Consider the following 21,433-nt stretch of genomic DNA (forward strand, 5'->3'; position numbering starts at 1 on the left):
GTTGTACATGCATTCTTCCCACCTCAAATCAAGTATGCATGTACTGATCAAAACTGTACATTCTTATCCAATCATTTATGTACATTATTAAGTTAGCATTTATAGTCACCTCATATTTACTAGCCATCATGCCTCCATTACTGGCCGTCTTCTGCTTTACTGGCCATCCTCACTGTTTTACTGGCGGTCCTGCTTCATTTACTAGCCATCACCTCTTATTTACTAGCCACCATGCCTCCATTACTGGCCGTCATCCCCTTTACTGGCCATCGTGCTCCGGTTACTGGCCATCATTCTCCAGTTACTAGCCGCAACTCATATTTACTAGCCATCACCCCACAGTTACTAGCCGCAACTCATATTTACTAGCCATCACCCCACAGTTACTAGCCGCAACTCACATTTACAAGCCATCATCCCTTCATTACAAGCCGTCACCCCTTTCTATTGAATTCTCCTACATATGCACTTAATAGGACACCAAAAAACACCGCCAGGCTCCTTCCCCAACGGTGTTTTCCCACATATATTATTTCAATTTGCTTGCTGCTTCCTCGTCCACGATGATGGTGACGTTTGGATGGTTTTGGAGGACGGAGGCTGGGCAGGCTTCGGTGATTGGGCCTTGGATCATGTCCCGGACTGCGTCTGCTTTTGCTTCGCCGAATGCGAGTAGTAGGATTTCTTTTGCTGCCATGATGGAGGAGATCCCCATGGAAATGGCGTGTGTTGGTACGTCTTCTGCTTTTTCGAAGAAGCGTTTGTTTGCTTCGATGGTAGCTGGTGTTAGTTCAACGACGTGTGTTTTAGAGTCGAAAGACGTTCCAGGTTCGTTGAAGCCAATGTGACCGTTTGTTCCAATTCCTAGGATTTGAAGGTCAACTGGGTTTGCCTCTAGCACCTTTTCATAGCGTTCGCATTCTGCATCTAGATCACTCGCTATTCCATTCGGTAAGTTTGTTTCTTTAAAATTCAACACGTTAAATAGTTTTTGCTCCATGAAGTAGTTATAGCTTTGCGGATCGTCTGCTGCAAGACCAACATATTCATCGAGATTGACTGTTACGATATTGGATACATCCGGTTTTGCTTCACGCATTTTGGCATATAAACCTTCTGGAGTGCTTCCGGTTGCAAATCCGAATGTGGAAATTTCTCCTGCTTCTAGGCGGGCGTTCACGATTTCAAATGCTTTCTCTGCTGCTTCTTCCTTGTTTTTCACTATGATTGTATTCATAAAAATCCTCCCGTTAATACTCGACGCCTCGTCGATAGGTTTTTTGCACTTGAAGTTGTTCATTCATCCAAACAAAATCGGCATCTTTGCCTGCTAATAAAGAACCTTTCTGGGTAAGTCCGAATTCGCGTGCTTGGTTGCTTGATGTCATTTGCACTGCTTCTTGAATGGTACAACCTGTGAATTTGATAATATTGCGGAAGGCGTCATCCATTTTTAATACACTACCTGCAAGGGAGCCATTTTCAAGACGGGCCTCTCCATTCTCTACCCATACTTTCTGGCCACCAAGCTCTGTTTCGCCATCGGGCATTCCTTTTGCGCGCATTGCATCCGAAATAACGCAAATACCCTCTGCCCCTTTTAAACGATATGCAAGCATGATCATATCTGGTGTAATATGAATACCATCCGCGATTATCTCCACTTGTACACTAGGTGTTAATAGTGCATGCCCAGCAACTCCAGCTTCGCGATGATGAAGACCACGCATGCCGTTATATAAATGGGTTGCATGTGATGCTTTGCTTGGGATGAGTTCTTCTCTCACCGCATCCGAATGTCCTACAGATGGGACAATTCCCCGCTCCAACATCAATTTTTCAAACTCTGCAGCTCCCTTTAATTCAGGAGCATATGTTACCAATTTTATTAACTCACCAGAAGCTTCATGCCACTGTAAAAAAAGCTCCAAATCTGGATCGGTTATGTACTCAGGTGGTTGTGCTCCAGCTCGTTTTACATTAATAAAAGGACCTTCTAAATGTACGCCTTCAATCGAAATACCTTGTTGCTTGGCAATGCGAACAGCTTCTAATGCCTTCGTAATGTTGTCATGATTTTGGGTGATGGTCGTTGCAAAAAAAGAAGTAACCCCTTCTTTGAGCAGATTTTCACTGAGGAAACGCAACTTTTCTGGGTCAGCGTCCATCGTGTCGACACCATATCCGCCATGAATATGGATATCAATCATCCCTGGGATTATAATTGCTCCAGATGCGTCCGTTACTAATTCATTCATCTGCCCGGTGAACGCACTCATTTCTCCTATTTCCGTTATCGTTTCTCCGAAGCGAAGAAAACCATTTTCAATAGGTTCATTTGTTCCTCCTGGATAAATCGTTGCATTAATGATTACTTGCTCCTTCATCATATACCACCCCAATTTAGTGCATCACTTTTTATTATAATTCTACATAAAACACAAAACAAACAAAATTAATACAGTTCCACAGCACCTAATCAATTGTTCCATGACGAACTAATCGAACATTTAGTTTGTAATCAACTTCAATATTAGGAAACTTTTCGCGCCATTCTTTGTTTTTTAAGTGACCATCTTTTTGATTAATGCGATAAATAACACCGTAACCAAAGGGATCGGCATTCAATTCCTTTAGATCGCTTAAAAGTTTTTCATATTTCTTTTTCAGTTCTTTTGCTACTTCTTTTTCGATTATTTTCTCTACTTCTGGACTGATAATTACTTTTTCGGATATCTCGACAAGTTCCAAGTCTAACTGGACTTCCGTTTCAAATTTCATAGCTCCCACGTACTTCGTGTTGCTTTTACCACGAAGGATATTATATGCCGTATGAAGTGTATCTCTTCTTTGCTGTACAATCGTATCTTTCTCTAAAAACTTTTCAAATGGCTCCATCGGCAAGGATACTTCTAGCCATTTCGCTCTCACTGATTTTCTAATCATATTTAGTAATATCGCATTGTCAATCGATATTTCTCCTACCATCTTATCATCCTGCATAACGGCAATCGCTGAAAGTTTCGGAACATCCTTATTAAGCTTAAACAAAGGAAGTATGGGATCTACCCCTATATCGTAAAAATCACGAATGAAATTAGGCAACATGACACGCGGAAACCGATTTGGAGTGGAGTTTTCTTCAATTAGTCCATGCAGGAATTTCCCAATATTCATGGAAATATCTTTTTCTTGTATTCGAATAATATCCTTCGCATCACCATCACTAACTGCTAAATAACTTGTATTTGGTAGGTTGGCATCACGGTATAATGTTTCGATGAACGGTAAAATTCCATATTCCGCTGCTTTTCTTCCATATAATTCTAGTTGAATTTTTCCCGGCGCTAACATGAAATTCGTTTCATTGTTCGCGTCTTTTAATGCACCTTTAATAGACTTACCTTTACCTGCCACTATTTTCGCTGTATCTTTTGACTCTCCTTCGAATTGATAAATCGCTAATGTTGTTTCATAAATATTCTCTTCCCCTAAATCGACCCCACGAGAATTAATTACTCCTAATCTTTCAATATCATGAGATGGGATACAACTTGCTAGCAGAAGGCAAACAAGCGCAATGTTTAGCCATTTTATATACCTCATTCTGGAGCACTCCCTTTAGCTTTTCGCCATTTTTTCTTTAATAACACAAGTGGCAATAGAATAAATGGATATACAAATACTAACCATATGCTAACTTTTGCAACTGTATCTGTTAAAAAGTTAATTTTTATATTCGTATTAACGAAAAAGACAAGCACATATATTAAACACATAACCCCATATAGCGCAGTTTTCTGCCTTACTTTAAATAATCGTTTAATCCCATAAGTTGCGGCCCATAAATGCAGGCACATGTTGGGAATAACAATGAAAATCCACATCCCAACAACAATATAATCTAGTCGTTCCAAAAAACTATAGGAAAGACTTTTAAACAGGGATAACACACTCCAATCGACCTCTTCAATATCTTGTGGACTAAAATAGCCAATCGCCATGACTGTAGTAGTAAGAATAACAAATATTGTGTACGTAAGCCCGATAAACGCTGGAAGTTTCGCTTTTTCTTTATTTTCAATAAAAGGATAAATAATGAGTAACAACTCTAATCCCGATAAAGAGAAGCTCGTTGCCTTAGCACCTCTTAGTAAATCAGGAATGGAAGTCTGAAACATCGGTAGAAAGTGGTACAAGTCCATTTTTGATATGGGGTCATACATGAAAATGTAAACCCATTGCATTAATAATATGAAGATGAACGTAACACCTACTACAATCCGGATTCCTCCTAAAACCGTATATCCGATTAGGATAAGGAAAAAGAAGGCAGCGACAAAAGCAGGTAACACAGGATGGAGAAACACTTTTAGTACTTCAATATACGTTAATAGAACAGATGCTACACCTGCGATGGAATAAACAATATAAAAAGATCCTAAAATAGTTCCAAAAAATCGACCGAATACGTCGACCTGAATTCCGAATATATCTGCACTCTCATATTGCTTTAGTATGAGGAACATTACATAAAGAAGGATAATCATAAAAACATAAGCAATTAAGATTGAAATCCAGGAATCGCGATGTGCTTCCTTGAAAATATAACGAGGGAGCCCCATGACACCGACTCCAGTCTGTGCACTATATATAATAAAAATTAAATAAAATGCACGAAAGCGTAGATTCGGTTTTACTTCCATGTTAATTTGCATTGAATCACCTATTCATCAATATCTTGCTTCTTAGCTGCTTCTTCCTTCGAAAACCGTCTCTGATCCTTTAACAAAAAGGATTTCATACGATTACTGTCATATCTTGGTGGCGAACGGAAAAATACATTATTAAAGTCTTTTAATTGTAATGGATACAGTGGTGATAAATACGGACGTCCGAGTGATGTTAATCGGATCGCATGAATGATAATAAAGCAGATTCCAAACATAATCCCAAAGACTCCTAGAGCACCTGCTAAAAGCATCAACGGAAAACGGATAATCCGTACAGAACTCCCCAATAAATAACTTGGTGATGTAAACGAAGCAAGTGCGCTCATTGCGACTACAATAATGAGAATGTTACTTGTTAGACCTGCTTCAACTGCCGCTTGGCCAATAACGATACCACCAACGATACCCATTGTCTGTCCAACCTTTGTAGGCAGTCGTGCACCAGCTTCTCTCAGTAGCTCAATCATAAATTCCAATAAAAATGCCTCCAGCAATGGTGGAAAAGGCACTTGAGCTCGCGACTGACCTATAGATATTAGTAGTTGCATAGGGATAAGTCCATATTGGTACGTAACAACTGCTACATACGCAGGTGTAACGGTAATCGCAAAAAAGATAGAAATGAAGCGGAGGAAACGAAAAAACGTTCCGGATTGCCATCTCATGTAGCGATCTTCCGTTGATTCTAAAAAACTAAAGAAAGTTGCCGGTGCTATAATCGCTGATGGGCTATTTTCAATTAATACTCCTACTTTTCCATGGGTTATCGCATACGTTAATCGATCGGGTAATTCGGTAATTTCAAACTGTGGAAATACATTTAATTCCGAATCCTCTAAGTACTGTTTTAAGACAATCGCATCTTCTATCTTATCGACATCTAAGTCTTCAATTCTTTGTCGCATTGTATTAACGTCATCTTCATTCGCAATCGATTTCATATATACAAGACGAAGATCCGTAGGAATGGATTCACCTACCTTTAATTCTTCCATCACCAAATCTTTAGAGCGAACCCTAAAGCGGATAATATTCATGTTAGTAGAAATCGATTCGGTAAAAGCAATTTTCGGACCAAGTACGAGTGATTCTGTTTCCGCCTTATCAAGTCCGCGTTTTTCCTTATTTAATAAGATATAACAAATAATCTCTTCCTCATGTTCTACATAAATAAAAACGCCGCCCACTAAAAGCTTATCGATTATCTCTTCAAAGCTGGTGACCTTTACACCAGTACTAAGTGGAATTTCATTTAAGATTTCCTCATTTGTCCAATTTATCTTTTTTTCCAATAATGGTTCTAATAAATAATCATTTAAATCTACTTTTTCAATTAAATAGGGAACACCGAATAAAAGTAGTTTTTTACCGTTTTGTTCATGTTCTTGTATAAATAAATCCTGCTTTCCAGGTAATTCCTTGCGAATCTTTTCCTCTAATACTTTTATCGATATCGGAAAAATGGATTCTTTCTTCTCCTGATCACTTTGTTTTTTGAAAAGTCCTCGTTTACGCATAAGAACCTCCTTCATACAGAAAAACGTAAGGTACTAACAGACTTTAAACTAGTAACCCTTAGTATGTGGAAATTGTTTGAAATTATGAGGAGCTTTGGATAAATTTATATTCTTGGAGTGCAAAGCAATTTGAAATTTTATAACTAGCATTGAAATCTCCAGAAAATATCTTCATTACATTGCTCCTTGTTTCAATCAATCGCAAATCACGGTATAATAAGGTTTTGGAGGTTGAGTATGTATAATCAACAATTGCTTCAATTTATAAAATCGTATAGTGACGAACTTCAGAATATATTAGACCCAAATAATGAGGCGCAACAAAAGCTCGTTCAAAAGGGGCTTATTTTGTATCGCCAACAGCTTGTTTCTTCCATTAAATTTGCCAATGGAAAAGTATCAGCAAGAGTACAGGACGTAACTCCTGTCCATGTCGAGCTGTTTTTCGAACACCCTACTGATAGTCATTGTTCTTGTCCAGAGCAAGGAATTTGCCGCCATCAAATGGCCTTATTCTTCACTGTCATCAGTAGAATACAAAGCGTTTATTCTTGGGTCCAAGATTGGAAGAAACGTTGGCAAGTAGCCGATGTTTTGTCTACGTTACAACGTGGCTCTGATTTGCTGAAGAAAAAGGAAGCTGCAGACGAAAAGGCTGGTCCTGCTCGTTGGATTCAACTAATACGTGATTCATATTCCGCTCCTTCTGGAAATTTTCATTACGCACTGAATGATTGGGCTCGAAGTAGTTACCGACGGCTTTTTAATTATGCGCCAGTAGAGCGTGAATGGAAGCCGCTCTTTCAACTTTTCGCTGCATGTGAATCACTACGAACGATTAACTCATTTGCCGATGATGCTAAAGTTCGCGATCATTTGGATATATTCGGAGAGTATATGTTAGAGGAAGCAGATGAGGCACTAACTCATTTGGCTACTACTGCTGCACCATTCGCATTTGATGAGTATCTTCATTATTTACGAGAATACAGTGCGAACTTTTTAAAAGAAGAAACGTATTTTACACAAGAATATATGGATTTTTATATGATTTTATGGACATCTCTGTTCAAAAATAAACGTGATCGAGAACATGAATGGAAAAGACTCGCGGCATTAGCAGATAAAAATCATCGCATGCAAGTTGCCGAGATTCATATCGCCATTCTGTTAGAAAAAGATGAAGAAGCAATTGCAAAAATACAAGAACTTGGGGCAGAAGTTGCTATTTATATTATTGGCTGGTTAAAACTATTGCAAAGTGAACGCGTAAAATCGCGATTATCCTTATATATGCCGGTGTTCATGAGTCAAATAACGAATTATGTGGCATCATTACACCATTTATATGAACAATCACAGTTTACCCGTGCTTTATTCCAAGCACTTGATCAAAGTACGTTATTGAGTATGGATGAGAATTTATTAGAAAAAATATATAGGCAACTCCTCCCTCATAGTCGTTATCATTATCATAATTATTTACTGCAGAAACAAGATTATCGTAAGTGGGTAGAGTTACAAGTGTATGTCGATAATTCCTTAGAATACATGGATCGCTACACCATCGATTTAATTACAAAAGAAGACCCAGCAGCACTAGAACCGCTCTATCACGATACAATTATGAAGCTAATTAACCAGCGAACTCGTGATTCTTATAAAAAAGCGGTCCGCTATTTAAAAAGACTGCAAAAGTTGTATAAAAAAACGAAGAAAATGCCGCAATGGGAGCTTTATATCTCCACGTTAATAAAGAGAACGAAGCGATTGCGTGCATTTCAAGAAGAATGCCAGAAAGGAAAGTTAATCCATGATGAATCTTCATAAGATTGAACTGCATGTCATTCCCCATAAAGAAAATTCCTTTTTCATTTATGGCTTGAATGAGGAGCAAGAATCTATTCATCCAACTGCATATATGCAACAGCTTTTCCTATGGCATGAAGAGAGCTTTTACGGTTCCTTCATTGAAATCTCATCTTTCCAAGGCCATATGGGGATCGAACTAGACAGTTACGGTACTCTTACTCTGCTTGGTCATGAGCATTTTAGCTCCCTTATTGATTGGCAGTGGAGTGAACTAACCGATACATTGCTTGCCGTCTCTTCTATTATGTTAGAAACGATTCAGGAAGGTCATTTCCTTCCGAGTTTCCAAGATGAAGAGGAACATGTAGTTATGTGGAAAGTACCCGATGTCATATGGGAAGAGTTCCCCCCTGAATTCTGGGAGCAACCTTTCCATGACACGACATTAAGAAAGTTTGCTACTAGCTTTTATCATCATGCGTTAAATACTTACTTACAGCGGCATTTGGATAAAAAACAACTGTCGGAAAGGTTAGAGGAATTAAAGGAGAGTACATTAACTGCGGATGAGCTGGAAGCATATTTCGATGAAGAACGTTGGCAAGAATGGATTGGGATGAAAGAAGAAAATCTGCCATTTTCGATGGGTATTCGCCTTTCCGAACCAGAGGAAGATGATCAACCGTGGATCATTGAAACGATATTGCGAGATAAGAAAAACCCGGATAAAATCTATCCTTTTTCCAATCGAAAGAAACTACTGAAACGGTATGAACCATATGTGGAAGTGGTGGAAAAGGAAGAAGCTCGTTGGCAAATGCTATTCCCATGGCTCACAGGTCCTGATGGCTTAGTACAAGAACTCGATGAAGTTTCTGCGTGGGAATTTCTCACAGATGCGAGTGAAAAACTCCTCACCCTCGGAATCGAAATTCTCTTACCTTCCTGGTGGGAAGCAATGCGTGCAGCCAATATGACGGTGAAGGCACGCGTAAAACAAACAGGTACGAACTACCGCCCTTCTTTCGTCGGCCTTGATGCGATGCTCAACTTTGATTGGCGCCTCTCCATGAATGGTGCCGAGCTTACAGAAGAGGAGTTCCAGGACTTACTGAACCAGCAACGCAGGCTCGTCAAAGTGCGGGGGCAGTGGGTAAAGCTCGATCCAAAGATGATTGCTCACATTCAAAGCTTAATGCAGCACGCAAAAGAAGAGGGCTTGCGGATGCGAGACATTTTCACATTAGGTGCGGAGGATGAAGATCAAGCACTTTCAGTGGATGAATTTGATCCACGTGCGTTTGCACAAATAAAAATAGAACTAAACCAATCATTAAAGAAGATGCTGCGCCAACTAAATACTGTTTCTGAAATACCAGTGATAGATATTCCACATAATTTAGACGGTCAGCTTCGCCATTATCAGCAATTAGGCTTAAACTGGCTCGTCTTTTTAAGACAATTTGGCTTTGGAGCTTGTCTAGCGGATGATATGGGACTTGGAAAAACGATTCAACTAATCGCCTATTTATTGCATGTGAAAAATGAGAAATTAAGTGATAAACCAGCACTCATCATTTGTCCTACTTCCGTACTTGGTAACTGGCAACGGGAATTGGAACGATTTGCGCCAAGCCTTAATGTAGTACTTCATTACGGGACAAATAGAGCAAAGGAAGAAAGCTTCGAAGCAAGTATTAAAGACGCAGATGTTGTATTAACAAGCTACGGACTCTCTCATCTAGATTTCGATGAGTTTTCAACCATTGAGTGGAGCACCATTGCACTGGATGAGGCACAAAATATTAAAAATGCCGAAACAAAGCAATCGCGGGCCATCCGCAAGTTAAAAGGAGAACATCATATTGCCCTAACTGGAACACCGATGGAAAACAGATTAGCAGAACTATGGGCGATATTTGACTTCATTAACCATGGTTACTTAGGGACATTTGGGCAATTTCAAAGGAATTATATTGCTCCGATTGAAAAGGATAATTCCGAAGCAAAGATTCGTGAATTACAGCAATTAATTAAACCTTTCTTATTAAGAAGGACGAAGAAAGATCCTGAAGTTGAATTAAATCTTCCAGATAAGCTGGAACAAAAAGAATACTGTGCCTTAACAGCTGAACAGGCTGCACTATACGAGGATTTAGTTCAAGATACTTTTAGCAAAATTGAAACACTCTCGATGTTTGCTAGAAAAGGCTTGATTTTACAAATGCTCAATCGATTAAAACAGTTATGTAATCATCCAGCTTTATTCTTAAAAGAAGAAGCACCAGATAACCTGGTTGCCCGCTCCAATAAACTAGCAACATTAGTGGAGCTTGCTGACTCCATTATCGAAAATGAGGAAGCTTGTATTATTTTCACGCAATACTTAGGTATGGGAAGAATGATCGTGCAGATTTTAGAAGAGCGTTACAACATAACGGTCCCATTCTTAAATGGAAGTATGCCGAAAGCTCAGCGTGATGACTTTGTTGCAAGATTCCAAAATGGGGAGTTTCCATTTTTCCTTCTTTCACTAAAAGCTGGGGGAACCGGGCTAAATTTAACAGCTGCCAACCATGTAATTCATTATGATCGTTGGTGGAATCCAGCAGTGGAGAATCAAGCAACAGATCGTGCTTACCGAATTGGCCAGAACCGCTTCGTACATGTTCATAAATTTATTACGACAGGTACATTAGAAGAAAAGATTGATTTAATGCTGGAGAAAAAACAAGCGCTAAATGAGGAAATTATTCGCAGTGATCAGTGGGTGACAGAATTATCTAATGATGAATTACGCCATTTACTCGCTTTAACATAGTCTGAAAAAATTAGGGCTGTCTAAACGATGTGTGAGAATGAACCATCCTTTGGACAGCCCTTTCTATTGGGGAAATAAAACGAGGAAACAATGAAGTGAAATTAGATTGATTTTTTAAGTGGTGGCTTATGTGTATCTATATAGAGGAACTTTTGTTGTTGAAGTTGTGTTTCTAATTGATGAATTCGATCTGCCAGTTGATGGACTTTCTGATTCGTCTTCCCTATTTTAAAAATTAAGTCACTAATTAGTGCTTCAAGCGAATCATTATGCAAAGGTACACCTCCCATTTAATTATTGAATTGTTAAAACGGTAATAACTCTTCTAAATTCTTTGTAGGCTCTTCTTTTGAAGGGGGTTCGTTACTCGTTTGTGTAGGTCGAGTAGTGTTCGTATTTGATGCTGGTCTTGGATCCATAAATTTTACCGAGTCGGCGACAACTTCTGTGACATACACTCTTTTTCCATTCGCGTCATCATAATATCGTGTTTGAATTCGACCCATTAGTCCAATCAGGGAGCCTTTCTTACAATACTTCCCTGTGTTTTCAGCTGTCTTATTCCAAAGGGTACAAAGCACGAAATCAGCTTCGAAATCCCCATTCGCATTTTTATAATGACGATTTAGCGCAAGCGTGATGTTTAACACTGGTCTACCTTCTACGGTGTAACGAACAGTTGGATCTTTTGTCAGCCTGCCAACTAATGTCACTTGGTTAATCACTTCTTTTCCTCTCCTTTCCTTCAAAGTAACATTATCTTATAACAGGTTTTATAAACTGTAAAATCAACAAATTTAAAGTTTCACTACATAAACATGTCGAAAATTTAAATTTTCCCCTAATGAAAATTATAAATTTGACTAATTTTCTCTCATGAAAATTCAATATTAGACAAATTTCCTTTTTAACACCGACTGACTTACCTTCACTCTATTTTTTCTAAAGGCTCTGTTAAAGTTCATTGTTGCTAATAACTTAGTTGATTGTAGCGGATGTACACGAGACTCCTGCGGGAACAGCACGAGGCCACTGAAAAAGTCCCTTGAATTTAGCGATATGGTAAAACAGAGCTGTTGATTTCCGTTCCAGGCGGCTTCGCTTTCCGCGGGGCGTGCGGTGAGCCTCCTCGTCGCAAATGCTCCTGCGGGGTCTCACCTGTCCCGCTAGTCTCGCAGGAGTCTGCGCCGCCTTCCACTTCAATCAACAGAATTCTTAATGAAGGATGTTTATAGATAGTTGCAACTTCATATTTGTAAGGATTTATCCCATCTCACTGTATCCATTTTATTAGGGCGGGTACTATGTTAAGTCGTCCTTTTTAATCCCTCTTTAGGACACTTTCCTTTAATATCAGGGTTTTTCAGTGACCTCAACAGCACGAGCCGAAGATCCACTTGGCAAAGCGGTTTTCTTTGCCAAGTTAGCTGAGGCCGTGACAGGAGCGAAAATCAACAACAGAGTTTAACAGTGCTTTTCTAAAAAAACTGTTATAATGAAAACAAGTTATCATGTATGGAGGCGAACTGCTTGAAGACGTTTAAAATTGTTGCGTTGCAATTGTTAGAAAACAAGAAGGCTCAAGATATTGAACTGGAAGACGGACTAATTATTAACAAGGAAAGTGAAGACGGTACGTGGATTATTGAAGCATATATTCCGAAGAAATATAATGACATCTTCCAAACAAGACTTGCTAGCAAAGAGACATTTGATATTCGAGTCATTATTACACATGCGGATAACGATCCCGCTCCTTTTACCGTTACCATCAGCTCCATCCAACAATTGAAAGACCATATTAGCGTATTATTTCAAGGTCGCCTAAGCAAAAAAAGAAATGATTATTCCGAAATGCTGTTAGATGATTTAATTAAAGAAGGCTATAGTGGTGAGCAGTTGCTCGCAGAATTTAAACAACGCATGCAGTCAAGACAAGTACTTTCAAGACAATAAGAAAAAGCAGGGAGAAAATCCCCTGCTTTATTTGTTTTCATCATCATCATTGTTATCGTCGGTAATGTCTAAATCTACACCATCACCATTGCCGTTGTTTCCATTACCTGTGCTATCATTACCTGTTTCTCCATCGTTATTATCATTATCCAATCCATCCATACCTCTGTCTAAATCATTGTCAATTCCATCATTATCGTTATCAAATCCATTATCTAGGCCATCATTGTCCTCATCGATAATGTTATCATCAGCAGGTGGTGGTGGGTTTAGGTCATCATCATCGTTATTTGCACACCCGACTAATAAAGCAGATGCCAAAGCTGCAGAACCAATTATCTTGAAAAATTTAGAGTCCATGTAGTTTTGCTCCTTTCAAATTTGTGGCCTGTAAAATTGCCATGCCTCCATGTGGATTCTGACTATCTGTTTTGGCCTGATTATATCTTTCCCATTAAATCAAAAATCCTTCAGGAAATTTTAAAAAGGGTACTGAGAATTTTTTCATTCTCTGTACCCTTACTATATCCGTATATAGGACAACCAAACATTTTTTTTATGAAGTCATCGTTTCTGGCTTCGATAATGACGGATTTTTTGTTAATTCAGGATGCGCTTTTCTCATCACTGCCGGTCTTGCTAACAGAAGCACAACCATAATTAAAAGGATTGCTGATGATATTAAGATCCATTGTGCTGGTAACAGATCATAAAGGAATCCATAAATCACCATTCCTAAAGGCATAAGTGCCATTGACATCGTTTCTATAATCGAAAACACCCTGCCTTTATAATCATCATCAATTTTCTTTTGCATCATTACTTGAATTGGCGTATTCACAATAATAATCAAGCTTCCAAACGTAAACATAAGTGCAACATAATAAGAAAAAATCACCCAGTAATTCATGGATACCATTAATGGAATCGAAATGGCCGCCATTACTACTGCCATTGCTAGTATTCCTCGTTTTGATACTAATAATGGAAACCGCACTTCTTTTCTAATCGAGAAATAGATAGACATTAATAACATTCCGACTGCAAATGCACCTTCTGTAAAACCGAAATGTTGTGACGCCATTTTCATTTGATCAATAAGGATGTAGGAATAACCAACTTGGAAAGCTCCAAATAAAAAGTTAATAAAGAGAGAAATCCAAATAATCGCCATCAGTACATCTTGTGTTTTTAAATATTGTATCCCCATTTTAATGCTTTGAAATACCGATTCCTTTTCTGTTTCTTCACTTACTTCTTTTCTGTTCGCATACAGTTTAAAGTCCATCGTTGACTCTAAAATAATCGCGATTGAGGAAGCAACAATGTAGCACATTAAGAATACCGGCATGGAAACATAGCCATACAATAGTCCACCAACTGCAGGACTTGCGATCGCAGCAAATGAAATCGAGATTTGATTCAACGACATCGCTTTTTGAATCCTCGCTTCATCGACAAGTCCTGTAATGGATGAGCTAAATGTTACACCAGAGAAAGTCGAAGTCACTGCTAAAATACATGTCGTAATGTAAATAGCAACTAATGAAAGGCCTGACGTGATACTCACAATTAATAAACCACTAATCGCCAAAGTTGTAGCAATCTGTGCTAGTATGACGATTTTTTTTCGAGAAAAATTATCTGCAACATATCCTGCAAATGGAGCGACAATTGTCCGTGGCAAAATACTACAAATTAAGTTCATCGCAAAACTAGTGGCAGAACCAGTTGTTTGTAATATATAAAAGCTAATCGCAAATGCATACACCTGTGCTCCAAAAGAAGAAATAATCTTGCTTATCGTGAACGTCCACAAATGATAGGTGGCTTTTTTTAACTTTAATGTTGTATTCATAAGAACACTCCGTTCCATGTAAAGTTTAATTTGATTAAACAAATTGTATCATGGAGATAATGATATTACAAGAGAAAGTTTAATTAAATTAAACTTTTTTTATCCCCCCTTCCTTTTCTTTGCTTTGTTTAATATAATTAAACTGATTGATAGGAGGTTTTTCATGGCTACTTTAGGTGAAAGAATTCGCACATTAAGGAAGCAAAAAAAGTTAACACTGGAAGCACTTGCTGGTAAAGAGTTAACAAAAGGGATGCTCAGTTTAATTGAAAACAATAAAGCAAATCCTTCAATGGAAAGCTTAAATTATATTGCAAAGCAACTCGATGTGGAAGTTTCGGAGCTTTTAGAAGAAGTAAATGTACAAGAATTGCGCCAAGTTCTGGAGCAAGCAGAAAAGCTCTACTACGCGGAAAGCGAGGATTTGGATGCAGACCTCATCGCTCTCGTGAAACCATATGTAGACAAGCTAAGTTATGGTTATGAAGCAGCGCGGCTACTAGATCTGTATAGTAGAAGCCTTTACTACGAAAAGAAACCTGACTGGCAATCATATTCAGTACGTGCGGAAAAAATGTACGATGAAATGAATTTAGTCGAGAAACAAGCGAACATCGGGATTTTCCGTGCGACTGTAAAATTTGTGGAGCATGATTATGAACGAGCTCTAGAAATCCTTTTAATGGAGCGTAAGAAAATAGAGACGAAGTATGCATTTCTTCCTGCCATTACAAGACTCGATTTTGATTATAATGAAGCTGTTTTTTATTTTGCAATTGGAAATACCGATAATGCGATTGAAGTGATGCAAAGAGCGATTGATTTCTCTAAAGAGCAACGAATGTTTTATCGTACAGATGCGTTGTATCGACTTGCTGTAGGACATGGAATGATGAGTTTTGATAAACAACAAGCAGAATATTATGCGAAAAAGCTACTCCAATTTGGAGAGTTTGCAGAGGATATAGAAGCAACGTTATTTCATGGATTTACAACTGCTTATTTCTTCAATTACGATCAAGAATACATAAAAGCATTAAATATTATAGATCAAAATTTAGCAATCATGAATAAAGAAAACATCCACCTTCCTTTTTATTATGTTGAAAAAGGAAAAGCACTATATGGGCTAGGTAAATTGGAAGAGGCACTACATTCCCTAGATAAGGTGATTGTTCCACTTCATATCCATCATCCATATGATCTGTCCTTTTTGTATGTCATGGATTCGTATAAAGCACTCTGTCATAAACGGCTTGGAAATATCGAGAAGGCTGTTCACTTAGCAAAAATTGCTGTCGACAATATTAAACCACTCCCGCGCACCCCAATGCAGGATTTTATATTCGAAACATATGAGGAATGTTATAATGGGTGAAAATTGCTAAAAGAGGCGGTTATCTTGGCAGTAAAAACGGAATTTACAAAAGAAAACCTAAAACAAATATTGACTAAATATCATATTGGCCAATATTTAGACTCGACACCTATCGCAGAAGGAACCGTTCAAACAAATTATAAGCTTCAAACAACGAGTGGACAGTATGTCTTTCGATATTATGAAAACCGTCTGTTGAAGAGCGTCTTGTTTGAAACTGAGTTATTAAGATACTTAAAGAAAAACCATTATCCATGTCCTAATCCAATCCATAATATAAATGGTGAATATGTAGATATGTATAACACAAAACCATTTGTGATATTTGAGTACATGGAGGGATCTCATGTTCAAAATCCGAATGAGATTCAAAAGAAACAACTAATACAAAAGGTTGCGGAGTTACATCGTATTACTAAAGATTATCAATCAAAATATATTAATAGTCGTTTAAATTATGATGTTGCTTTCTGCATAGAAGAGGCCCAAAAGGCGTCAGCTCGGCTCAACACTTTAAATTCAAAGAAGAAATTACATTGGCTTAAAAATGGCATACAGGAATTAAGATTACCTGAAACTTTACCAAAAGGAATTTGTCATGCCGATTTTCATTTTTCAAATATACTTTTTAACAATAATCAATTTAGTTCCTTGTTAGATTTTGACGATGCCAATTATACGTACCTCTTATTTGATTTAGTCGGTTTAATGGAGTCTTTTGCTTGGCAGCGAGATAAAAGCGGAAGTATTAACTTTAAAGAAGCAAAGAATGTTATACAAGAATACATGAAGCACCGCCATTTAAGTCAAGTTGAAAAGGAACATTTATTTGATGTATATAAATTAAGTATCTATATAGACAGTATATGGTTCTTTGAAAGAGGAGAAGCAACTGATTTTTATGAAAAAAGAAAAATTGACTACCTGGAAGAAGTGGGCAGAGGGAATTTTTATGACGAGTTAATTGGATGAGGTTGCATTTTAACTAAACAAGGAAATATAAAATCGCCTAGATCGTTTCATCTAGGCGATTTTTTTATTTTATAGCAAATGTAATTTCCGTTTCACATGCAACTTCTCCATCAACGGTTGCAATGCCTTTTCCTTTTCCAATAGGACCTTTAATACGGATAATTTCTACTTCAAGCCGCAGTTGGTCACCTGGTTTTACTTGACGTTTAAAACGGCAATTATCGATGCCAGCGAAAAATGCTAGCTTGCCGCGATTTTCTTCCTTCTTCAACATCGCAACAGCCCCTACTTGAGCTAGTGCTTCTACGATTAACACTCCTGGCATTACTGGATAATCAGGAAAGTGGCCATTGAAGAATTCCTCATTAGCAGAGACATTTTTAATACCTACTGCTCGCTTTTCATCTTCGATTTCCACAATTCGATCTACTAACAAGAAAGGATAACGATGTGGAATAATTTCTTTAATTTGCTGAATATCTAACATAGTATGTCCCCCTATATGTATTTGAGATTAGAACTTTTCCATTTTATAAAAAGGACGTTCTAACTAAAGTAGAACGTCTCATTTTTCTTTTATGACTAAATCAATAATATGTGTCCATGTTTCTTTTTTCAAGGCGTCTGTTGGATTTCCATCGCCAATTACTCCGTATCCTACCATCAAACCAGCGGCAAGGCTAGCAGCAAGAAAGATGAGAAGTAGCACGATTCGTAACCAGATAGGGATTAAGCGTACACGAACCCGTTTGTTCTTTTTCGCAGTGGATTTATGTTGCACCTTTTCTGCTGATCGTTGCTTTTTCATTTGTTCTCTTGTTCGAACTTCTACTTGGCTGATATCTTTTGCCATCATGTGATTAACTCCTTTTATCCTGTTACCTGTACATCTTAACAGGATGATGAAGCTTACTTCATGTTCTTATGTAAGTAAGCGACCCATGATTTTTTTAACGTATTCCGTTTACTAGTCCCATCATTTGGTCTGATATTGTAATGGCACGTGATTGGAATTGTAAAGAGCGTTGTACTGTTATCATGTCCGTCATTTCTTTACTTAAGTCAACATTTGAATTTTCTAATGCACGTTGTTGGATTTGAATATTTTCAGCTTCTAAGTTTGTATAAATTTGAGCCGGATTCACTGCAATATTGTCTGGCAGTCCTAATAAAGAATCCCCTTTTTGCTCTAAAAACTGTGGTTTATTCACTGCAATGACGCCAAACGTTGTTTCAAATGGTTCTCCGTTTTCTTGATGTGCAATAAATGTTCCATCTTGTAAAATCGTAAAATCATTATATTGATTAGAAAAAACAATTGGATTTTCATTTATATCGAGAACTGGATTCCCATCTTGTGTAACAAGCATGAGCTGCTCACCTTCTGTTGGTGTCACATACAGTGCTCCATTACGCGTAAAGCGAAGTTCATTATCCACTTGTACTTTCAGAAATTGATTTTCCGTTGTAAAAGCAATATCCAGTGCTCGTCCAGTATTTTGAATCGAACCTTGATTTAATACAAGCATAGATTTGGCGATTCTTGCACCAGTTCCTTGGCGTATCCCATGTGGGGAAAGACGACCGATTTCACTTTCACGTGACGGTTGATTATTCACTTCTTGGACGATTAAATCAGCGAAAGTAACATCTCGCTTTTTAAAACCAGTTGTTTGCGCATTGGCTATATTATTACTTAAAATATCAAATTGCTTTTGCAATTGTGAGATTGTATTTGTTGCGGTAATCATTGAACGATTCACTTATCGCACCTACCTTTATTAACCATTCACACGGCCAATTTCATTGACAGCTTTATCCATACTTTTATCATAAGCTTGGATGACCTTTTGGTTCGCTTCAAACGCACGATAAGCAGTAAGCATATCTGTCATCGCCTTTGATGGATCAACGTTGGAAGCCTCTATAAAGCCTTGAGAAACAGAAAAGAGTGCATCATCGGCAATTGGTAATGCGTCATTATTTTCTGTTCGGAATAAGCCGTTTCCTTCTTTGATCAATGCAGAAGGGTTATCTGTTACCGCAATGCCTAGACGAGCAATTTCCATACCATCTTGCTCAACTACTCCATTCGCTGTAACCGTAAATTGATCACTCGTTAGCAAAATGCGCTCACCATTTTCATCCAAAACAGGAAAACCTTCTGCTGTAGTCAATGTCCCCTCTTGGTCAATGGTGAAGCTACCATTTCGCGTATATTTCATTTCACCGTTATTTTCTATAGAGAAAAAAGCCGTTCCACCTGCAATGTCTGTTAATGCAAGATCTGTATTCTTATTTGTTTCGCGTAAATCACCTTGAATAAATCGCGGTAATGTTTCTTGCATATAGACACCAGTATTAATGGAACCAACTTCCCGTGCGTTTGTAGTCGGGTTAGATGAGTTGACATGGTGTAACAGCATTTCTGGGAAAGCACGAATGGCACCTTGGTCTTCTTTATATCCAGGTGTATTAATGTTTGCCATATTATTTGTTAGCATATCTGTTTTACGCGCTTGAGCGTACATTCCGGAAGCAGCTGTGTATAATCCACGTAACATGTACTCACCCCCACATTCTATTTTTTACTATTATACAATAATTCTGTCATACGTGTCGTTTAAAAATGAAATAAGTCAATATTTGGTAAGCTTTTAAATAAAGTTACGGCGTGCAATACGGTCCATGTTTTCTAGCATGATCCCTGTTCCAGTCGCAACAGCATCCATTGGATTTTCAGCAATAAGCACTGGTACCTTTAATTCAGAAGCTAGTAATTGATCGATACCGTGTAAAAGCGCACCACCACCTGTTAAAATAACCCCACGATCAATAATATCTGCAGATAGTTCTGGTGGTGTTTTTTCTAAAACATTTTTAGCAGCTTGTACAATCACATCAACTGATTCTTTCAATGCAGCTTCAATTTCCTTTGAATTTACTTCAATCGTGCGTGGAAGTCCTGTTACCATATCACGTCCGCGGATGCTCATTTCTTCATAACGTCCATCCGGATATACCGTTCCAATATTAATTTTAATGCTTTCAGCAGTTCTCTCCCCAATAAGGAGCTTATATTGTTTCTTCACATAGTTTAAAATTTCATTATCAAAATTGTCTCCTGCCATTTTAATAGAAGCAGAAGTTACGATATCACCCATGGAAAGCACTGCTACATCTGTTGTACCTCCACCGATATCTACAACCATATTACCGCTTGGTTCGAAAATATCCATTCCCGCTCCAATCGCAGCAACTTTTGGTTCTTCTTCTAAATAAATTTTCTTCCCACCGCTCTTTTCAGCAGCTTCTCTAATTGCTTTTTGCTCCACACTCGTAATATTCGTCGGGCAGCAAATAAGAATACGTGGCTTAGATAGGAAGCCTTTTACATTCAATTTATTAATGAAGTATTTCAACATAGATTCCGTAATATCGAAATCAGCAATAACTCCATCTTTCAATGGACGAATCGCTACAATATTTCCCGGTGTACGACCAACCATTTTTCTTGCTTCTTCCCCAACAGCAAGCACTCGATTCGTATTTCGATCTATTGCAACAACGGATGGTTCATTTAAAACAATCCCTTGTCCTTTCACGTGAATTAATACATTTGCAGTTCCTAAGTCAATGCCGATATCCTTTGCAAACATTGCAATTCCCTTCTTTCATCATATTCATCTATTTCAGTTTCAGCTATTTAATTATCATTTGTTAAAGAATTCCCTAATTGATTATTTTACCATATAAGATTATAAATTTCGCTTCCTTCCCAAAAAAATAATTGGAAATTCGACAAATTCCTTACAGTATAGTGGTTGGTGTAGTGGACGCGGGGATTTGGATCAAGGAAATGTTGTTTAAGAATAGAAGTGGTTGCTGTAAAATCAAGCTTTGGAGGTGATATGTCCCGGGTGGCGTTTGTGTTATGCGTTACAAATAAAAAACACCACACACATCTACAAGGATGTGCGTGATGCCTTAATTAACTTATTTAGTAGTGCTTGCTTCTTCCTTCTTATACTTCATCTTCGTAGCCTCGCCACCACGTAAATGGCGTATGGATTTATGATAATCCAATATCATTTTTACTTCATTAGCTAATTCTGGATTAATTTCAGGTAAACGTTCTGTTAGGTCTTTATGGACAGTACTCTTCGACACGCCGAATTCTTTGGCTATCACTCGGACTGTTTTTCTTGTCTCCACGATATACCTTCCTATCTTGATTGTCCTCTCTTTGATGTAATCGTGCACACCGCTCGCCCTCCTCGATTTGGATGTGAGGAGTGTGAAATGAGACTCGTCTGTTTTCTATGTCTATATTTCATCTGCAAACAAGGGTTACTGCATCATACCCCTTCCAAGCTTACGATATTG

The 21,433-nt window shown here is 38.0% G+C and carries 20 protein-coding genes; 5 read left to right on the forward strand and 15 right to left on the reverse strand.

From position 1 onward, the window contains the following. Positions 1 to 529: 529 nt before the first annotated feature. The 5 genes from nagB to ACFPM4_RS17045 form a co-directional block, all read right to left on the reverse strand. A complete protein-coding gene (nagB, locus tag ACFPM4_RS17025) occupies positions 530 to 1,237 on the reverse strand; it encodes a glucosamine-6-phosphate deaminase (RefSeq protein WP_382354429.1) in 708 nt (235 codons plus the stop codon). A 13-nt stretch (positions 1,238 to 1,250) separates the two neighbouring features. Next, positions 1,251 to 2,387 carry an N-acetylglucosamine-6-phosphate deacetylase gene (gene nagA, locus ACFPM4_RS17030; RefSeq protein ID WP_382354432.1) on the reverse strand — a complete coding sequence of 379 codons (1,137 nt, stop codon included), beginning with the start codon at positions 2,385 to 2,387 and terminating at the stop codon, positions 1,251 to 1,253. 88 nt (positions 2,388 to 2,475) lie between these two features. After that, positions 2,476 to 3,606 carry a Ger(x)C family spore germination protein gene (locus tag ACFPM4_RS17035; protein ID WP_382354435.1) on the reverse strand — a complete coding sequence of 377 codons (1,131 nt, stop codon included), beginning with the start codon at positions 3,604 to 3,606 and terminating at the stop codon, positions 2,476 to 2,478. Continuing rightward, a complete protein-coding gene (locus ACFPM4_RS17040; protein WP_382354438.1) occupies positions 3,603 to 4,718 on the reverse strand; it encodes a GerAB/ArcD/ProY family transporter in 1,116 nt (371 codons plus the stop codon). The genes ACFPM4_RS17035 and ACFPM4_RS17040 overlap by 4 nt, the downstream gene beginning before the upstream one ends. 8 nt (positions 4,719 to 4,726) lie before the next feature. Beyond that, a complete protein-coding gene (locus ACFPM4_RS17045) occupies positions 4,727 to 6,250 on the reverse strand; it encodes a spore germination protein (RefSeq protein WP_382354441.1) in 1,524 nt (507 codons plus the stop codon). Between the two features lie 237 nt (positions 6,251 to 6,487). On the opposite strand from ACFPM4_RS17045, the gene ACFPM4_RS17050 reads away from it, so the two are divergent. Together ACFPM4_RS17050 and ACFPM4_RS17055 are read left to right on the forward strand one after the other, a co-directional pair. Continuing rightward, positions 6,488 to 8,080 (forward strand): SWIM zinc finger family protein, encoded by a 1,593-nt coding sequence (locus ACFPM4_RS17050; protein WP_382354444.1) that lies wholly within the window; start codon positions 6,488 to 6,490, stop codon positions 8,078 to 8,080. Continuing rightward, positions 8,064 to 10,883 carry a DEAD/DEAH box helicase gene (locus ACFPM4_RS17055; protein ID WP_382354447.1) on the forward strand — a complete coding sequence of 940 codons (2,820 nt, stop codon included), beginning with the start codon at positions 8,064 to 8,066 and terminating at the stop codon, positions 10,881 to 10,883. Before ACFPM4_RS17050 ends, ACFPM4_RS17055 begins: the two co-directional genes overlap by 17 nt. 101 nt (positions 10,884 to 10,984) lie before the next feature. Here ACFPM4_RS17055 and ACFPM4_RS17060 read toward each other — a convergent pair whose 3' ends face one another. Together ACFPM4_RS17060 and ACFPM4_RS17065 are read right to left on the reverse strand one after the other, a co-directional pair. Next, positions 10,985 to 11,158, reverse strand: coding sequence for a hypothetical protein (locus ACFPM4_RS17060; protein ID WP_382354450.1), 174 nt, complete (start codon positions 11,156 to 11,158; stop codon positions 10,985 to 10,987). A gap of 30 nt (positions 11,159 to 11,188) precedes the next feature. Next, the gene (locus ACFPM4_RS17065) at positions 11,189 to 11,608 is read right to left on the reverse strand and encodes a single-stranded DNA-binding protein (RefSeq protein ID WP_144920693.1); all 420 of its coding nucleotides are present in this window, start codon (positions 11,606 to 11,608) and stop codon (positions 11,189 to 11,191) included. 805 nt (positions 11,609 to 12,413) lie between these two features. On the opposite strand from ACFPM4_RS17065, the gene ACFPM4_RS17070 reads away from it, so the two are divergent. Next, complete coding sequence (locus ACFPM4_RS17070) at positions 12,414 to 12,839, forward strand: YwpF-like family protein (RefSeq protein ID WP_382354453.1); 426 nt, start codon at positions 12,414 to 12,416, stop codon at positions 12,837 to 12,839. Positions 12,840 to 12,866: 27 nt separating this feature from the next. On the opposite strand, the gene ACFPM4_RS17075 is transcribed toward ACFPM4_RS17070, so the two are convergent. Next, complete coding sequence (locus tag ACFPM4_RS17075) at positions 12,867 to 13,199, reverse strand: hypothetical protein (protein ID WP_144920699.1); 333 nt, start codon at positions 13,197 to 13,199, stop codon at positions 12,867 to 12,869. A 196-nt stretch (positions 13,200 to 13,395) separates the two neighbouring features. Beyond that, positions 13,396 to 14,697, reverse strand: coding sequence for an MFS transporter (locus ACFPM4_RS17080; protein ID WP_382354457.1), 1,302 nt, complete (start codon positions 14,695 to 14,697; stop codon positions 13,396 to 13,398). Between the two features lie 163 nt (positions 14,698 to 14,860). Here ACFPM4_RS17080 and ACFPM4_RS17085 point away from each other — a divergent pair, with 163 nt between their 5' ends. Beyond that, a complete protein-coding gene (locus ACFPM4_RS17085; protein WP_382354460.1) occupies positions 14,861 to 16,075 on the forward strand; it encodes a helix-turn-helix domain-containing protein in 1,215 nt (404 codons plus the stop codon). 24 nt (positions 16,076 to 16,099) lie between these two features. Continuing rightward, positions 16,100 to 17,047: a homoserine kinase gene (locus ACFPM4_RS17090; protein WP_382354463.1), complete on the forward strand. Its 948-nt coding sequence runs from the start codon at positions 16,100 to 16,102 to the stop codon at positions 17,045 to 17,047. 64 nt (positions 17,048 to 17,111) lie between these two features. Here the strand turns inward: ACFPM4_RS17090 and fabZ are convergent, their stop codons facing one another. The 6 genes from fabZ to spoIIID form a co-directional block, all read right to left on the reverse strand. Then, a complete protein-coding gene (fabZ, locus tag ACFPM4_RS17095) occupies positions 17,112 to 17,534 on the reverse strand; it encodes a 3-hydroxyacyl-ACP dehydratase FabZ (RefSeq protein WP_144920705.1) in 423 nt (140 codons plus the stop codon). A gap of 78 nt (positions 17,535 to 17,612) precedes the next feature. Further along, a complete protein-coding gene (locus ACFPM4_RS17100; RefSeq protein WP_144920707.1) occupies positions 17,613 to 17,903 on the reverse strand; it encodes a DNA-directed RNA polymerase subunit beta in 291 nt (96 codons plus the stop codon). A gap of 94 nt (positions 17,904 to 17,997) precedes the next feature. Further along, a complete protein-coding gene (locus ACFPM4_RS17105; RefSeq protein ID WP_382354468.1) occupies positions 17,998 to 18,810 on the reverse strand; it encodes a flagellar hook-basal body protein in 813 nt (270 codons plus the stop codon). An 18-nt stretch (positions 18,811 to 18,828) separates the two neighbouring features. Continuing rightward, the gene (gene flgF, locus ACFPM4_RS17110) at positions 18,829 to 19,611 is read right to left on the reverse strand and encodes a flagellar basal-body rod protein FlgF (RefSeq protein WP_382354471.1); all 783 of its coding nucleotides are present in this window, start codon (positions 19,609 to 19,611) and stop codon (positions 18,829 to 18,831) included. Positions 19,612 to 19,704: 93 nt separating this feature from the next. After that, complete coding sequence (gene mreB, locus ACFPM4_RS17115; RefSeq protein ID WP_144920713.1) at positions 19,705 to 20,706, reverse strand: rod shape-determining protein; 1,002 nt, start codon at positions 20,704 to 20,706, stop codon at positions 19,705 to 19,707. 337 nt (positions 20,707 to 21,043) lie between these two features. Then, positions 21,044 to 21,310, reverse strand: coding sequence for a sporulation transcriptional regulator SpoIIID (spoIIID, locus tag ACFPM4_RS17120; RefSeq protein WP_144920715.1), 267 nt, complete (start codon positions 21,308 to 21,310; stop codon positions 21,044 to 21,046). Positions 21,311 to 21,433 lie beyond the last annotated feature (123 nt).

The sequence above is a fragment of the Lederbergia graminis genome (genome assembly GCF_042655485.1).
GTDB lineage: Bacteria > Bacillota > Bacilli > Bacillales > Bacillaceae_C > Lederbergia > Lederbergia graminis.

Coding starts and splice junctions, on each gene's coding strand:
- ACFPM4_RS17085 (WP_382354460.1), top strand. CDS start 14,861: ATGGCTACTTTAGGTGAAAGAATTCGCACATTAAGGAAGCAAAAAAAG.
- flgF (WP_382354471.1), bottom strand. CDS start 19,611: ATGTTACGTGGATTATACACAGCTGCTTCCGGAATGTACGCTCAAGCG.
- nagA (WP_382354432.1), bottom strand. CDS start 2,387: ATGAAGGAGCAAGTAATCATTAATGCAACGATTTATCCAGGAGGAACA.
- fabZ (WP_144920705.1), bottom strand. CDS start 17,534: ATGTTAGATATTCAGCAAATTAAAGAAATTATTCCACATCGTTATCCT.
- nagB (WP_382354429.1), bottom strand. CDS start 1,237: ATGAATACAATCATAGTGAAAAACAAGGAAGAAGCAGCAGAGAAAGCA.
- ACFPM4_RS17075 (WP_144920699.1), bottom strand. CDS start 13,199: ATGGACTCTAAATTTTTCAAGATAATTGGTTCTGCAGCTTTGGCATCT.
- ACFPM4_RS17100 (WP_144920707.1), bottom strand. CDS start 17,903: ATGATGGCAAAAGATATCAGCCAAGTAGAAGTTCGAACAAGAGAACAA.
- ACFPM4_RS17055 (WP_382354447.1), top strand. CDS start 8,064: ATGATGAATCTTCATAAGATTGAACTGCATGTCATTCCCCATAAAGAA.
- ACFPM4_RS17045 (WP_382354441.1), bottom strand. CDS start 6,250: ATGCGTAAACGAGGACTTTTCAAAAAACAAAGTGATCAGGAGAAGAAA.
- ACFPM4_RS17050 (WP_382354444.1), top strand. CDS start 6,488: ATGTATAATCAACAATTGCTTCAATTTATAAAATCGTATAGTGACGAA.
- ACFPM4_RS17040 (WP_382354438.1), bottom strand. CDS start 4,718: ATGCAAATTAACATGGAAGTAAAACCGAATCTACGCTTTCGTGCATTT.
- ACFPM4_RS17080 (WP_382354457.1), bottom strand. CDS start 14,697: ATGAATACAACATTAAAGTTAAAAAAAGCCACCTATCATTTGTGGACG.
- ACFPM4_RS17035 (WP_382354435.1), bottom strand. CDS start 3,606: ATGAGGTATATAAAATGGCTAAACATTGCGCTTGTTTGCCTTCTGCTA.
- mreB (WP_144920713.1), bottom strand. CDS start 20,706: ATGTTTGCAAAGGATATCGGCATTGACTTAGGAACTGCAAATGTATTA.